The 16,042-nt window shown below is 38.4% G+C and carries 14 protein-coding genes and 1 pseudogene; 7 read left to right on the forward strand and 8 right to left on the reverse strand.

The window, feature by feature from the left end; all coding sequences use genetic code 11:
• The first annotated feature begins 26 nt into the window (after positions 1–26).
• Positions 27–764 carry a YdcF family protein gene (locus tag AAOP42_RS22335; protein ID WP_349530809.1) on the forward strand — a complete coding sequence of 246 codons (738 nt, stop codon included), beginning with the start codon at positions 27–29 and terminating at the stop codon, positions 762–764.
• 1 nt (position 765) lies between these two features.
• Here the strand turns inward: AAOP42_RS22335 and AAOP42_RS22340 are convergent, their stop codons facing one another.
• The 5 genes and pseudogenes from AAOP42_RS22340 to AAOP42_RS23840 form a co-directional block, all read right to left on the reverse strand.
• The gene (locus AAOP42_RS22340) at positions 766–1,566 is read right to left on the reverse strand and encodes an SDR family oxidoreductase (protein ID WP_349530810.1); all 801 of its coding nucleotides are present in this window, start codon (positions 1,564–1,566) and stop codon (positions 766–768) included.
• Positions 1,567–1,569: 3 nt separating this feature from the next.
• Positions 1,570–2,067, reverse strand: coding sequence for a dihydrofolate reductase (locus AAOP42_RS22345; RefSeq protein ID WP_349530811.1), 498 nt, complete (start codon positions 2,065–2,067; stop codon positions 1,570–1,572).
• A 30-nt stretch (positions 2,068–2,097) separates the two neighbouring features.
• The gene (gene fmt, locus AAOP42_RS22350) at positions 2,098–3,003 is read right to left on the reverse strand and encodes a methionyl-tRNA formyltransferase (RefSeq protein WP_349530812.1); all 906 of its coding nucleotides are present in this window, start codon (positions 3,001–3,003) and stop codon (positions 2,098–2,100) included.
• A 141-nt stretch (positions 3,004–3,144) separates the two neighbouring features.
• Complete coding sequence (locus AAOP42_RS22355) at positions 3,145–4,371, reverse strand: DNA-methyltransferase (RefSeq protein WP_349530813.1); 1,227 nt, start codon at positions 4,369–4,371, stop codon at positions 3,145–3,147.
• Positions 4,361–4,992: pseudogene (locus tag AAOP42_RS23840) on the reverse strand (ApaLI family restriction endonuclease). Before AAOP42_RS23840 ends, AAOP42_RS22355 begins: the two are co-directional and overlap by 11 nt.
• Positions 4,993–5,143: 151 nt before the next feature.
• Between AAOP42_RS23840 and AAOP42_RS22370 the strand changes: the two are divergent.
• A complete protein-coding gene (locus tag AAOP42_RS22370) occupies positions 5,144–7,600 on the forward strand; it encodes a hypothetical protein (RefSeq protein WP_349530816.1) in 2,457 nt (818 codons plus the stop codon).
• An 11-nt stretch (positions 7,601–7,611) separates the two neighbouring features.
• Here AAOP42_RS22370 and yidD read toward each other — a convergent pair whose 3' ends face one another.
• Entirely contained in the window at positions 7,612–7,830 is a 219-nt protein-coding gene (gene yidD / locus AAOP42_RS22375; protein ID WP_349530817.1) for a membrane protein insertion efficiency factor YidD, read from the reverse strand.
• 138 nt (positions 7,831–7,968) lie between these two features.
• Here yidD and AAOP42_RS22380 point away from each other — a divergent pair, with 138 nt between their 5' ends.
• The 5 genes from AAOP42_RS22380 (at position 7,969) to AAOP42_RS22400 (ending at position 10,846) form a co-directional block, all read left to right on the forward strand.
• Complete coding sequence (locus AAOP42_RS22380; protein ID WP_349530818.1) at positions 7,969–8,856, forward strand: lysophospholipid acyltransferase family protein; 888 nt, start codon at positions 7,969–7,971, stop codon at positions 8,854–8,856.
• A gap of 165 nt (positions 8,857–9,021) precedes the next feature.
• Complete coding sequence (locus AAOP42_RS22385) at positions 9,022–9,621, forward strand: SatD family protein (protein WP_349530819.1); 600 nt, start codon at positions 9,022–9,024, stop codon at positions 9,619–9,621.
• Positions 9,618–10,340 (forward strand): DUF3307 domain-containing protein, encoded by a 723-nt coding sequence (locus tag AAOP42_RS22390; RefSeq protein WP_349530820.1) that lies wholly within the window; start codon positions 9,618–9,620, stop codon positions 10,338–10,340. The genes AAOP42_RS22385 and AAOP42_RS22390 overlap by 4 nt, the downstream gene beginning before the upstream one ends.
• A 72-nt stretch (positions 10,341–10,412) precedes the next feature.
• Positions 10,413–10,553, forward strand: a complete 141-nt coding sequence (locus AAOP42_RS22395; protein WP_349530821.1) for a hypothetical protein — start codon at positions 10,413–10,415, stop codon at positions 10,551–10,553.
• The gene (locus tag AAOP42_RS22400) at positions 10,550–10,846 is read left to right on the forward strand and encodes an SRPBCC domain-containing protein (protein WP_349530822.1); all 297 of its coding nucleotides are present in this window, start codon (positions 10,550–10,552) and stop codon (positions 10,844–10,846) included. The genes AAOP42_RS22395 and AAOP42_RS22400 overlap by 4 nt, the downstream gene beginning before the upstream one ends.
• Positions 10,847–11,122: 276 nt before the next feature.
• Here AAOP42_RS22400 and AAOP42_RS22405 read toward each other — a convergent pair whose 3' ends face one another.
• Together AAOP42_RS22405 and AAOP42_RS22410 are read right to left on the reverse strand one after the other, a co-directional pair.
• The gene (locus tag AAOP42_RS22405) at positions 11,123–12,577 is read right to left on the reverse strand and encodes a DUF1501 domain-containing protein (protein WP_349530823.1); all 1,455 of its coding nucleotides are present in this window, start codon (positions 12,575–12,577) and stop codon (positions 11,123–11,125) included.
• Positions 12,578–12,602: 25 nt separating this feature from the next.
• The gene (locus AAOP42_RS22410; protein ID WP_349530824.1) at positions 12,603–15,887 is read right to left on the reverse strand and encodes a DUF1553 domain-containing protein; all 3,285 of its coding nucleotides are present in this window, start codon (positions 15,885–15,887) and stop codon (positions 12,603–12,605) included.
• Between the last annotated feature and the right edge of the window lie 155 nt (positions 15,888–16,042).

Here is a 16,042-nt window from a genome sequence, read left to right on the forward strand (position 1 = left end):
AAATGTTTTTTATCCTCTCTAAACTAGTGACCACACTGATAATGCCCGTCAGTCTGATTTCTATGGCATTTGTTCTTTCTTTTTTTTATAAAAAGAAACGTAAGCAACTACAGTTAACAGCAATAATTCTATTATTTGTATTTTCGAACCCATTTCTGGCGCACACGCTTATGAAATGGTGGGAAGTTCCCTCTATAAGTATAAATAGTATCATAAAACCATATCCCATTGGAGTGGTACTTTGCGGAGTTACTAATACCCGACTCAAACCAAGAGACAGGGTTCATTTTCAAAAAGGTGCTGACCGCATCATCCATGCTGTTCAATTGTACAAAGAAGGGAAAATAAAGAAAATTCTTATTTCCGGTGGATCAGGATCATTGTTGTATCCTGAAGAAAGTGAAAGCAATGATTTAAACCATTTTGCCCTGATGGCTGGAGTAAAAAAACGAGACATAATTCTGGAAAATGAATCACGAAACACTCATGAGAATGCACTGAATTCGGGGAAAATCATAAAAGAAGAAAACATCAAAGGAAATGTCCTTTTGATTACTTCAGCATTTCACATGAAACGTGCGCAGGCCTGTTTTAAAAAAGAAAATGTAAAGTTTGACGTATTCAGTACTGATTTACACTCGGGAGAAATGGAGTACTCTCCAATTGACCTCATAGTACCAAATGTTGGTGCTATTAAAACCTGGACAATTCTTCTGAAAGAATGGATTGGAATGGCCGCTTATAAAGTATCCGGATACATTTGAATCAGGTAGATTTAATTTTTCTTACCATAATAGAAAATAGGCCCGGGAAAAATCTCTTTACATAAATCCCAAGGTTTTCTAAAAAACCACCAATATATACTTCCTGTTTTTCCTCAAGAATTGCCTTTATTGCTTTTTTTGAAAAATACGTTGGAGTCAGGCCGTTTTGCTGTGCCTTGTCCAAAAGGTTTTGCTCACTTCCATCCCCCATCAATGCATTATAAGAAATATTGGTATTCACATACCCCGGACAAATCAAAGTAACTTTGATATTATCATCATGATGTTCAGATCTGAGTGCATCGTACCAGCCGTGCAAGGCATGTTTGGAAGCCGAATAACCCGCTCTGAGCGGAGTGCTCACAATCCCGACCGCACTGCTGATGACCACATGCTGACCACTCTTTCTTTTTACCATTTCGGGCAATACATATTTCGACAAAGCTATCGATCCAAAATAGTTGACTTCCATGATCCGCCGATCTACTTCCATAGAAGTATTGATCACTTTGTCTCTTTGGCTTATCCCTCCATTGTTTATCAGAATGTCTATTTTGCCAAAAATCCCTTCTGCCTCTCTGGCTTTAGATTCCAGCGAATCTGCATCAGCCAAATCCATCGGTAAAATTCTAATATCTGCATTTTGAGCACAATTTGCTTTAACCCTCTCTAGCTCCTGTTCCCTTCTGGCAGACAAGATCAGTCTGGCATTCATTCCTGAGATGGCTACAGCCAATGCCTCCCCTATTCCACTTGATGCACCTGTTATCCATACTACTCTGTTGTTAAAATCTTTTGCCATGAGCTACCTTTTTTCGTAAACCACAAAATCAAAAGCAAATTGATGTCTGTCATCTACATCGTGATGTTCTCGACTTATTTCTTTCCAGGAATCGTCTAAAGAAGGAAAAAAAGTATCTCCTTCTATTTTAGTATGTATTTCTGTAAGGTAAATTCTATCACTATAGGAAATGGCTTCCTGATACACTTGTCCCCCACCAATCACAAAAACTTCCTTTTCTCCTTCGCTTCCGGCAAACTCAAGTGCCTGATTCAAATTATTAAAAACCACACAATCCTTAGCTTCATACCCTTCTTGTCTGGTGAGAATTACATTTGTACGATTAGGAAGTGGCTTAAAACTTGGAGGTAAAGAATCATAATTTTTTCTCCCCATAATTACCACATGGCCTTTAGTTGTTTTCTGAAAATATTTCATATCATCAGGCAATTTCCAGGGAAGATCATTATCCTTTCCGATTACCCTGTTTTCAGTCATAGCGGCTATAAGCGATATTATCATTGCATGAATTTTAATTGTAACAAAACCAGGTTAAAGAGTATTTCCCCTCAAAAAATCGTCTGCTTTCATTCTCTTTTTTCCTTCAGGTTGCATTTCGTCTATCGATACACAACCATCCCCTGTGCCCATCAATATCGTTTTCAAATCTTTGATTCTCGATTCTCCTGAAGACAAATTTGAGTTGCCAGCTAAAGTTACTTTATATATTTTATACTTTTTACCATTGATGGTTGTCCAGGCAGCAGGATGGGGAGACAATCCCCTGACAAAATTTACAATTTGCACGGATGATTGAGTCCAGTCAATTTCACAGGTTTCCTTATGAATTTTAGGTGCAGATTTCAAGTTACCATCATCTACCTGCGGACTCAATTCGTATTTATTGCTTTCAATCGCCTTTACCGTTTTCAACACCAAACCAGCTCCTTTATGCATAAGCCTTTCGTAAAGTGTTCCTACATTGTCTTCAGCCAAAATTTGTTCCCTTTCCTGAAAAATAATACTTCCTGTATCTATTTCATGCTTAAGAAAAAATGTAGTCACTCCGGTTTCCTTTTCTCCATTGATTACAGCCCAGTTTATTGGAGCAGCACCTCTATATTGGGGTAAAAGCGAACCATGCAAATTGAACGTGCCCAAAGGAGGCATGTTCCAGACTGCTTCAGGCAACATACGAAAAGCAACCACTATTTGTAAATCTGCTTTCAACACTCTCAGTTCTCCCAGAAATTCTTCAGATTTCAAATTGACAGGTTGAAATACATTGAGTCCTTGTGATACGGCATACTCCTTTACGGCCGATCCTTTTAGTTTTTTGCCCCTGCCTTGTGGCTTGTCCGGTGCTGTAATCACACCAACCACCTCATACCCATTTTCCACCAAAACCCTAAGACTGGGAACCGCAAACTCCGGTGTACCCATAAAGACTATCTTCATAATAATATTGGAAATTTTAAAGCCTCAAACTTAACCAATCTTACAGGATTGTAATCTGTTCGGATGCATTAAATGAAGATAGCACGTACCCCTTACTTTTTAACGTCTACTAGGTTTAGTATGCACGATCCTTTCAGATAACTACTTAGAGGCATGTGCTATATCATCTGTTGTGCTTTCGTGCTCTTTGGCTTTTTCTTTCATTACTAAATCCAGTGACTTAATGACCTCAACATCTGATTGAATTCCAAAAAGCCTCCTAACCCCCACTTCTTTGGTTTGAATTACAATTTTTAAGCAATATTCTTTTCCAAGAGATGCTTTTTCAAGCTTTTCTATTGCATCATCGAGGGATTCGTATTTCCCTTGAATCTTAACTGGAACAGGTTTTCCATTGACTTGCTCTTTCAAAAAACCATCAATCCCTGAATTTCTTTGAACAGGAAGAGCACCTATATTTTCTAGTATGGCTAATTCTTTGGGAGATTTTTCGATGTAGCTATCCAATCCTTTGTTCAAGAGTTCAGAATCAGTAATTATCATTTCATCAAGTCTTGAATTAGCAAGTTCAACGGCATCTAAAGACTTATCTATTCCGATAAAGTTCCTTTTGAGATGCTTTGCCGAAACGCAAGTTGTTCCACTACCGCAAAAAGGATCAACAACTAAGTCCCCTTCATCTGTAACCAAATTGATTATTTGGTTAAGCAGCAGTACTGGTTTTTGAGTTGGATAACCAGTTCTTTCTTTTGCCTTTGGATTCAGATAAGGTATGTCCCATACATCAGAAAGACGGACTCCTTTTTTTTCTTTTCCTAAAACTACATTTCCATGTTCATCTCTCTTATAGACCGATTTTCCATTCTGATCACGTTCTCTGTCCTGAAGGATTTGATCTATGTTCGTAGTTGCTGAATAATTTGTAAAAATTTTATTGAACTTAAAATCTTTAGTCTTTGAATAAAAGAAAATGATTTGATGAGAATTTAAAAGACCCTTTTTTGAGTTTGACCATCTTTTGTATGACCAAACGATTTCACTCTGAAAATTGTCACGTCCAAAAACCTCATCTAAAACAGTCCTGACATTATGTGAAGCGGTCTTGTCACAATGTAAAAAAACACTTCCTGTATTTTTAAGTACTCTCTTGCTCTGGATGAGTACTCCTTTGATTAAAGAGAGGTATTGTTCTAAGGAATCATATTTATCTTCAAATTCATACTGTTTAGAGTTATCCCGTGTTTTCAACGAGTGTTTTTTCTGTGTGAAAAATGGTGGGTCGAAATAGATTAGGTCAACCTGAGAATCCTGAATATCCGAGAGTTTTTCCAAACAATCTCCGTGTATAATAATATTGTTAATTTCCATCTTCGGGAGTTCTTTCGTTCGCTATCTCAGTTAATATTGATTTCAAATCTACTCCGCTGTATTCCTGTAGATAGTTCCAAGCTTCATCTCCACCATGATATTCACCATCTACGCCTGAATATAAGGTCTTAAGAGTCTCTTGAATTCTTATTGCCTGGTCTCGTTGCGGATAATAGAACATAATTCTTATTGGCTTATATCCATGTTCTTTAATGACCTTTACTCTTGTATGTTCTTTGGTGATGTGATCACCGTCAGTTGTGGCATCTCGCCACTTTACTTCTATTGCATCAGATCCGTTCAAAAAGTCTATCTCAAAGGTCTTGGGCCTTTGTCCGAGAGTGTTCTCAATTTTGGTTTTAATACCATCAATTTGAAGTTCAGAGATAAGGTTGCAGCTTCTTCAAGAAAGGAACCTGCATATTTGTAGAGGAATCGACCGGTATTTTGATAGATGTCAATTAGTTCACCTTCTTTTGTTGCAATTCCAAGAACACGATAAATGAGATAATGTGAATTGTCATCGGCTTTCATATCCTCCTTACGCTTTTCTATCTTTTCCTTAAGATTTGAGGAATATTCTTCTGCCAAATTCTTTATTTTCTCTTTTAATTCCTTCATCCAGTAAAGTTAATATTTTTGAAGTATGATTGCTATTTGCTCAGCATGAATCATAACATTGAACTAAAACCTCTCAATCGGATTCTTTAGACAGCAAGTAGTTTGAAATTAGATTAGAATGGTCTAATTATGCCCTTTTAAAGTTTTGTAAGTGAATAATTCCGCAAAGTATTTTCTGATATTGAGTTTGTTTTTTTTAACAAATGCAAATCTCTGCGCACAGAAAAAAGAACTCTTGTCAGATACAACTTTTGACACTTTTGCTAACAAATACTCTTCAGAATTTTTCAAGAAAAACTACCATGTCTATACTCTGGAGCATTTCATGGACAACTACTATTCTAATGGACATTACCAGATAGAAACTACGGGAACCTACTCTCAGCCTGATCAATATGTTTTTTCCCTGACAGGTTATTCCTATAAATGGAATAAATTTTATTATGATGATATTCGAATCAACGGCCTGTCTTTTCCGGGAGCCTCGCTGCACAAACCTATGTTGCTTGACAGGAATCTGAAAATAGACCCAATCAATTCAAGAATCGACTTTTCTACTTCTTCAAATAATGATATTTATGTTTACGGTCAATGGAACAATGGATCTTTTGGAGATATGGTACCCTGGACAGATGCCTACAGCCACCTGATGCACGGTCATGGATCCGGGCCTGAAAAAGCATGGAAGCCAATACCAGAACGAAAGAAAACACGAAATGCAGGACTTGTATATTTTTCTTTTCCTTCAGAAAAACACAATAGCTATGGTTATGTTACCCTTGGAAGAAGAATGATCACTAATTTCAATTACATAGAAATGGATGACTATTATAGTGAAGACTATTTTCAGTTCCACTATCACGGAGATATCAATTTGAAAAATAAAAAACTTGACTACCTCATTACTTATAACCAGCGAGATAATTTGAATGCTGAATATTATTTCGGTCGTGATGAAACCGCCTCCCTGAACAACCTTAATTTTTCCCTTTATGCCCAAAAAATGGTGTTGGGAAATGGTGACAATCCACTCTTCTACAATGCCGGACTAAATGTTTCCTATAAAGACATTATCAAAAACGATTTGAATTTTACCAGAAATGTGATCGATCAGGACGGGGAAAGTCTCGAACCATTCTACTCAGATGGTAAATCGACAGATTTTATTCTAAGTGCAAATGGAAGGAAAAAACTAACCGATGACCTCAATTTTGTATTTGATACTTACAATGGTTTGATTTCATTTTCGCCACATAACAATGAGTACAGAAACTACATGTATTTCGAAAACAATTTAACTCCGTTTCATTCGCTCTACATTACCGAGTGGAAATCTGAAGCCTTCTCTACTGGTATGCTCGAAAATACCTTTGGGTTAGACTATTTGAAATCTACATCAAACGATCGCTTTTCAGTTAACTTAAAAGGAAACCTGACTTTTGATGGAATCTATTTTAGCCCCAAATCAATTGCCAGTGTTAATTATGAATTGGGGCTAAACATGACGAAAAAACTGGGAAACAGACTAACATCAACACTCGATATTGGCAAGAGACGAGTGCCGTATGAGTACGAACAGGTGAAGTTTTTATCAGACAAATACCAATCCGGAGAATCGTATTATTGGAACGACACAAACAATAACAGGAAGTTTGAAACAAGTGAAAAGGGGGCACTATATACCACAACTGGTGGCAAGTACCATGCTGCCTCAAGTGAATTAAAACAACCTGAAATTTACTATTTGGACTATGGCAACAAATGGAAAATGGGCAGAAAGTGGGAACTTACATTCCTAGCCCAATACAGAAAATTTGCCAATCAATGGACAGTGGAATACTCTACTGAAGCTGATAACTTAGGGTATTTCCAAACCAATTCAGAAAGTCAGGATGTTTTTTACTTTGATGGGGCAAAACCAATGAATTACAATGTCGTTCCATTTAATCAGGAGCTATTTGAACAATTAGCTGAGAAAAAACCAGGCTGGTTGTTCAATTCACCTTTTTATGGTGGTGTTACATTGAATCTGGAAAAGAAAACCAAAAACACTTACTTCTACATTTCGGCTACCGCTTATGAGGTGGTTGGGCTTTCGGCTATGGGAAATGGTGTTCGTACTAACAACTTAAGTGTACTTTCCGAGTCACTCGCCAACCCAAACACATACATCAATGGTCTGGGAAGACTAGACTCTGATCGTGCTTATATTGTCAGAATCTATTACCATCAAAACATCAGCAAGAATTGGAAACTTGGGTTTCAGGTAAAGTACAAAGACGGGCAGCCTGTCAACCGAAATGTATTTGATCTATCCTCTAACGCCAATGGCAATCAATTTACTTTCTGGAATATTGATACCAAAGGCATCAATCCATTTACCGGACAGTTTGGAGTAAGAGAGGGCGGATTCTGGAACTACGAGTTGAGGTTTCAGCATACTTTCAGTCTTATAGGCAAGCAGGTAACTGCTGATTTGAATATTTACAATATAATGGATGTAGCCACACCACTGAACAACTATAACTTCCCGGAACCAGACAATCAATATGCACTTGACCTACAAATCCCGAGAGGTTTTTTACTTTCCTTGAAATACCCTTTTTAGTGAAGTGAAAGTTATGGTACAGGATCATAACCACTTCCACCCCACGGATGACATTTGGCAATCCTCTTTACGGCAAGTAAAAAACCTTTTGTTATACCATGTTTGATGATGGCATCTTTGGCATAGTGTGAGCACGTAGGACTAAAACGACAGGAAGACGGGAACAACGGAGAAATACTGTACTGATAAAAAAGTATGGGCAGTATAAATATTTTTCTCAGGATTTTCACGTCTTTGTAATAACAGCTACAAAATAATGAAGTTCAAATCAAAGTACCTTTACATTTAGAAAAAAACGAGTACCATTTGAATTGACTAAATGAAATGATAAGATTGCAGTTGAATCCAGAGCGTAGCGGCAACCATATATGAAAATATTCAATTTTCTCATTATCAATTTCCTCAAAGCCCTCTCCTACATTCCATTAAATGTGCTCTACATATTCTCTAATGGCTTTTATTACCTACTCTATTATATCATAAGGTATCGCAAAAAAGTAGTCTTTGACAACTTAAGAAATTCTTTTCCTGAAAAAACTGAAACAGAAATTCAATCTATTGCTAAGGGGTTTTACCGACATTTTGCAGATATGATTTTTGAAATTGTGAAATCTCATTCCATGGACGTGGAAGCTTTCAAAAAACATGTAACATTTAAAAATATAGAGGAGATCAACAAAGTATATGACGAAGGAAAGAGTATCATTCTGTTGACCACCCACTATGGCAATTGGGAATGGTGGGTATATGCACCATACTTTCTCAAACACAAGCTTCTTATTGTATATCTGCCTCTGGACAATAAATTGTTTGATAGGTATATGAACAATCTCAGAACAAAGTTCGGTGGCATCATGCTTCCATTAAAAGACACCTTTAGAACAGTACTGGATCACCACCAGCGCAAAGAACAAACCCTGACCTGGATATGTGCAGATCAAACCGCCAGATGGAACAATAAATTTTGGGTGAATTTTCTTAATCAGGAAACTTCATTTTTCACTGGTGGAGAAAGAATTGCCAATAAAACAAACCAGGCTGTTTACTTTCTGGATGTACAAAAAGAAAACCGTGGAAAATACAGCTTGGAATTTAAAGAGTACTCAAGCGATCCCAAGAGTCTTGGAGAACATTTAATTTCCATCGACTATGCCAAAGATTTGGAAAAGCTGATCATGAAAAAGCCCGACTACTGGCTTTGGTCTCACAAAAGATGGAAGCACAAAAGACCCGAAGGTATGGAGGTTTTGGGGTAAAAATCAGTCTCAGAAATTGATGAGTCAAATTAAAGTACAAAAAGCTACAAAGCAGGTTTTATTGATTATCGGCTGTAGAACCGATAATACTAAATATCGGCTATAGAACCGATATTCTTGTTTATCGGCTATAGAACCGATATATTTGGAAAAAGAATAAATCCAATGACTGCAGTAATCACAGGAGATGTCATTAATTCAAGGATGGAAAAAGCTTCAGAATGGCTTCCATTGCTCAAAGGCGTACTCAATCAATACGGCTCTACACCCTCACAATGGGAGATTTTCAGAGGAGATAGTTTCCAACTTGAGCTCGAACCTGAAGAAGCACTAAGAGCCGCCATGCACATCAAAACAGGTGTGAAGCAGGCAACACATCTGGATGTCCGCATAGCCATTGGTATAGGCGAAAAAACACATCAGGCAAAAAAAATTACAGAGTCGAATGGATCGGCATTTGTTCATTCCGGAGAATGCTTTGAAACCCTCAAAAAACAAACACTGGCTATAAAATCTCCAAACCCGGAATTGGACGAAACAATCAATCTCTTATTGGCACTGGCCTTGCTCACTATGAACAACTGGAGTACCGTTACTTCGCTGGCAGTGAAAACGGCTCTGGAAAACCCACAGAAAAACCAAAAAGAACTTGCTGCATTACTGAGTAAGTCACAGAGCAATATCAGCGAAACATTGAAAAGAGCTGGATTTGAAGAGATAACCCGACTGGAAGAAAAATACAGAACTTTAATCAAAAGGTTATGATCCTACTCAGTCTGAAACTAATACTGGCGCATATAATTGGTGATTTTGTATTTCAACCCAACCAGTGGGTAAAAGACAAAGAACTCAAAAAACAAAAGTCACCATACCTGTATGCACATCTGTTGATACATACCGTAGCACTATGCATTGTACTACAGTTTGATACTGCATACTGGGGTGCAGTAGTTGCCATTGTCATTTCCCATTTTGTGATCGATCTGATCAAACTCTACCTAAATACCAGAGAACGGGCCAGAATACTCTTTTTTGCAGACCAGATGGCTCACCTTTTGGTCATAGTTGTGGTGGTGTGTATCTATGAATCAGACTCATTATCCACTATCAACTTCTACGAGCCGCAAATATTTTTATTAGCCACCGCTATTTTACTCGTAAGTGTGGTATCTGCTATTGTGATGAAAGTAATCATGACCAAATGGAACCTGGAAGAAGATGCTCATGGCGATTCATTGACAAATGCAGGCAAATATATTGGAATGTTGGAGCGGTTATTTGTGTTTGTATTCATCCTCCTAAACCAATGGCAAGCCATAGGGTTTCTCATAGCAGCCAAATCTGTCTTCCGGTTTGGTGACCTCTCAAGAGCCAAAGACAGAAAACTCACCGAATACATACTGATAGGCACATTGATGAGTTTTGGGCTGGCAATAATTATAGGGCTTGGATATCAATATACTAAGGTATTTCTGGCTAAATGATTTAAACCCGATGAAGGCAACACACAATAAAAAGGAACGTACAACACTAGTTTACAAAGTAGAACCTAAAAAATGAAACAAATAAAAACTGAGATTTTGATAGATGCAGCCCCTGAAAAGGTTTGGTCTGTCCTTACAGATTTTGAAAATCAAACTAAAGGAATCCATTTATCAAATCCATCTCAGGTGAAAAGAAAGCAGGCACAGCATTGAAAGTATTTATTCAGCCTCCGAATGGAAATGGCATGACATTTAAACCAGTTGTACTCACCTTTTTAGAAAACAAAGAATTTAGATGGAAAGGAAAATTGGGTATTAGTGGTATTTTCGATGGAGAGCATTATTTTCAATTGACAGATCTTGGGAATAATCAAACAAAATTCATACATGGGGAACAATTCAGTGGACTCTTAATACCCTTGATGGGAAAAACACTGGACAAAGCAAAAGAAGGTTTTGAACTGATGAACCTGGCACTGAAGGCTGAATGTGAGACCAAAGTGTAGATTCTTATTAGAGTTGTGAGTTGCAAATCAGTGCCAACAGATGGCATTACAAAAAAACCAACTATCCTGGTTACAAACAAAGGCTATTGCAGACAAAAAACATGAGACAGATGGATATTTCTCTCATTAAAACCTAATCAGAGAGCTTTATAATCACGGTTAAACTTTCACCGATCCTCTTCAGAATTGTGTGTATCCGTATGAGATCACCACTGACCAACATAGTATTTTTTATAAACTTCCTCCTTGAGCATTCTCTTGTTCATAATATATTCTTTAAGCCAAAATACCCTTAACCACCTTTCCATGCACATCTGTGAGTCTAAACCTTCTTCCTTGATATTTAAAGGTAAGCCTTTCATGGTCTATTCCCAGCAAATGCATCATAGTTGCCTGAAAATCATGCACGTGTACAGGGTTTTCTATCACGTTGTAACCAAACTCATCTGTTTGCCCATATACCATTCCCGGCTTTACTCCTGCCCCAGCCATCCACATGCTAAAACATCCCGGATGATGGTCTCTGCCATAATTGGTTTTCGTTAATTGTCCCTGAGAAAAACTGGTACGCCCAAATTCTCCTCCCCATACTACCAACGTATCTTCCAGCAACCCTCTTTGCTTTAAATCTTTAATCAAAGCGGCTGTTGCCTGATCTGTGTCCTGAGCCTGCCTTTTTATTCCAGAAGGCAAACCGCCATGCTGATCCCAACCCGTATGGTACAGCTGTATAAATTTAACATCTTTCTCTGCCAGTTTTCTAGCGAGCAAACAATTGGCTGCATACGTACCTGGTTTCTTTGCATCTTCCCCATACATTTCATAGATATGATCCGGTTCTCCGGACACATCTACAGCATCCGGTACAGAAGTTTGCATTCTGAAAGCCATTTCATACTGATTGATATTTGACTCTATTTCCGGATCACCCCACAAACCAAGTTGATGCTCATTCATTTTTTTGATATAGTCCAATGCACGCCTTCTGTCCTCTTTGTGAATGCCATAGGGATTGTTGAGGTACAGAACAGGATCAGCACCTGATCTAAACTGCACTCCCTGATGATGGGATGGTAAAAAACCATTGCCCCAAGATTGAGAATTGAGAGGTTGAGCCCCTCCTCCCTGAGAAACCATCACCACAAAGTTTGGAAGGTTTTCATTGTCAGACCCAAGCCCATAACTCAACCATGAACCTATGGATGGTCTGCCACTTAGTTGCGATCCTGTTTGCATAAACATGACGGCTGGCTCATGATTAATGGCTTCTGTGTACATGGATTTCACAATACACAACTCATCTACTATTTTGGCTGTATGGGGGAATATCTCGCTTACCCAAGCACCGGATTGCCCATATTGCTTAAAATCATATATGGATCTGACCAAGGGAAAAGTAGATTGGCTTGCCACCATTCCAGAGTTTCGTTGACTGCCTCTAACTGAATCCGGGATTTCCTGTCCATGCCATTTATTCAAAGAAGGCTTATAATCAAAGGTTTCCAACTGAGAAGGGCCACCACTTTGAAACAGGTAAATGACTCTTTTCGCTTTGGCTGGTATATGTCCTAAACCCAATACACCATTTTTTGTATCCAATCTGGCATTTCCCAATGTCTCCAAAGGATTAATCAAGTTTGACAAAGCGATTGAACCCAGTCCCATAGCCGTTTTTTTCAGGAAGTCCCGTCGTGTTTCCTGTTGAATTATTTTATTGAAATATTGATCCATACATCTGTTTTCTATAGATAAACAACTAATTCTTAGTAAACGCATCATTTGTATTCATGACGGAGTTTACCACTACTCCAAGAGCAGCAATTTCAGAAGGATTTAACTTTTCATCCCACCTGGACTCACCTATGCTTAGGAAAGCCAAAGCATCTTCTTTGTTTTTATCAAATTTTTTGAGTTCTTCCTTATAAAATTCGTTAAGCATATTTTTTTCCGTGTCATCAGGAAACCGGCCTGTTGCCAGTCTAAATGCCATATTGAGCCGTTTGGTAGTATCATTTTCATACTGAATAAGGTGCTCGGCAACAACTCTTCCAGCCTCAATGAATTGAGGGTCATTGAGCAAAACAAGTGCTTGCAGTGGCGTGCTGGTGGGTTTTCTTCTCACGGTGCAAACACCCCTGTCTGCAATGTCAAATATCAACATAGATGGTGGTGGAGCTGTCCTTTTCCAAATGGTGTACAAACTTCTTCTGTAGAGCCCTTCACCGGATTCTTGTAAATACTTGTATGACCAGCTTTTAGTAGAAAGTTCATCCCAAATCCCGGCTGGTTGATAAGGATATACACTCTTGCCTCCTATCTTATTAACTAAAAGGCCGCTAATTGCAAGCGCATTATCTCTGATCATTTCCGCAGGTAATCTAAATCTTGGCCCTCTCGCCAATAGTATATTTTCAGGATCCTTCTCCTGTAACTCTTTGGTAACCAGAGAATTTTGCATGTATGTGGCAGAAGTGAGTATGAGCTTGTGCAGGTCTTTTACATTCCAACCATTTTCCTGAAAGTAGATAGCCAACCAATCCAGCAACTCCGGATGTGAAGGTAAACTTCCCTGACTTCCAAAGTCATCTGATGTCTCCACGATTCCCTTTCCAAAATACATTTGCCAAATTCTGTTCACAAACACTCTTGCTGTGAGTGGATTCTCAGGATCAAACAACCACTTGACCAGCCCCAACCTGTTTTTAGGAAGGCTTTGACCAAAAGGTAACACACTCTCTGGCACACCCGGTTCTACCTGTTCTCCCTGAGCATTGTAAACACCTCTGTTGAGTACATAAGTTGACCGTGGTTCAGGTAAATCTCCCATCACCATGATCTCCTGAATACCATTAACCAATTCGTTTTCTTTATCCCTGATCTCTTTGAGCTTTTTTGCAACATCATGATAGTCCGGATTGTAATGACTGATGTAGTATTCATACAACATTTTTTTACTTTCACTACTTTGATCTTTGACAAGTAACAAAGTGCTGTTTTCGTCATAGGAATATAAAACTTCCAAAGCGGTAAGTTTCCTTTTATAAACTTTCACCTCATCTATGCCGCCATTTTTGAAAGGGACAAATTTGGTTCTTACGCCAAATCTTATTCCTCCAAAACCATAAGTATGGATGTTTTTCTCATACAATATTCCCTTATAGAGGTTATCAAAATCTGTACTTGTACTTTGGGGTTCACCGTTGACATAAATAGCTACACCGTCAGCCTTGCTTGATCCATCGTAGGTAACGGTAACTTGTGACCACTCCTTAACAGGAAGGGCTTGTTTGGCTGTTAACTGTATCGCATTTTGCGGCCATGAATGAGCCATTATAAATTCCAGCTTATTATCCCTTAAGGTTAAAGAGTAGCCTTTAAGACCCAATCTTCGATCTTCACTATGCCACATGACAGCTGCTTCTTTATAAACTGTATCTGGATATACCCACAGTTGAAATGAAAACGGATCGGTACGTTCATACCAGCCCACCTTCTCTCCCAATCTCGCTGAATTGTAATCGGTTACAAAAAATGCTTTGCCATCTTTGCCCGGTTTGATGTTTGGTTGGGAAAGTTTAGCTGGCTTGGATGAATCCAGCACGTTTGGTGATTCGGTCTTGTCTTTTGAATTGAATTGATCAAAAGGATAGTAGGCAACTAAATCTTCTGAAATTTGCTTATTCAAATCATTGGAAGTCAGTTTCATTTTCTTCAGCCATTGCTCAAACCCCATATCATTGGTTTTAGTGAGTTCTGCTTTTGCTTCCTGTTCTGCAATAGTTTTATGCAAAAAATCGAGCTGTTCTTGTTGCTCTTCGGAAGTGAGCAGCAATGCGGGACCTGGCGTTTGATCAGGCCCATAAACCGGAGTGCCTATCTCAAAAGTACTGTTGAAAAACCCGAAAAGTTTGTAATAATCTTTTTGAGAAATAGGATCATACTTATGGTCATGGCATCTGGCACATTCAATAGACAACCCCATAAAAGCCTTACCCAAAGTATGGGTTCTATCAGCGGCGTATTCCACCCGATATTCTTCATAGACTATGCCAGCTTCAGAATTTTTTTTATTCAACCTGTTAAAAGCTGTAGCAAGTTTGGTTTCCTGATTAGATTCAGGAACTAAATCTCCTGCAAGCTGCCATATTGCAAATTGATCATAAGGCATATTTTCGTTAAAAGCCTTGATCACCCAATCCCTCCAAGGCGAAAAATCCCTGTGTTTGTCATCCAGATAGCCGTCACTGTCGGCATACCTTGCCACATCCATCCAATCAGCGGCCATTCTTTCACCATAAGCCTCAGAACCCAGCAACCGATCAACCAACTTTTCATAAGCATTGGATGAATCATCCTTTAAGAAATCATCTATTTCAGTAATAGTTGGTGGTAAACCTGTTACATCAAAACTTGCCCTACGAATAAGGGTTTCCTTTGATGCAATCTCCGATAAAGACAGTCCTTCTCTTTCCAGCCTCTTTTCAGTGAAGTTATCAATAGGTTGTTTTATTTTGGAATTGTTTTTCACTTTAGGTGGCTCGCTCTTCACTGGAGGTATGAACGACCAATGAGGTTTATACTCCGCTCCTTGTTCAATCCATTTTGCAAGGGTAGCAATCTCCAAATTGGTCAACTGCAAATGAGATTCCGGTGGTGGCATTTTTATTTCAGGATCTTCTGAAATCATTCTCATAAACGCCAGACTATTTTTCAACTCTCCCGGCACTATAGCCGATCCTCCATCTGCTACAGCCTTATAAGCTCCTTCTTCAGTGTCAAGTCTCAAGTCTCCCTTTTGGCTCGCCATATCAGGCCCATGGCAAGCAAAGCATTTATCAGATAAAATAGGTTTGACATGAAAATTATAATCAATTACATCAGGAAGGTTCTTTTCCAATTTCACTATTTCATCTGGTTTATCAACATCACAACCAATTAAAATCAAAAGAAATAGTCCTTGAAATATATAAACAAATGGTTTCAATAGACCATCTGAGAAAAGGAAATGTCTAATTGCATTCAAGCAACATTTTATCTTCATTTGTTGTATAGTTTTGTCTTTTCGCAATTGATAAGTATCAACAGCCAAGGGCATGAATCGTTTTACTTCAATACCTAAATGTAGCACATTAAAGCATTAATATTGCGTAAATTAACTGTTTAACAAACGGTTAAAAAATATGTTTTACCCCGAAA

Source organism: Reichenbachiella sp. MALMAid0571 (genome assembly GCF_040151475.1).
GTDB lineage: Bacteria > Bacteroidota > Bacteroidia > Cytophagales > Cyclobacteriaceae > CAXBNB01.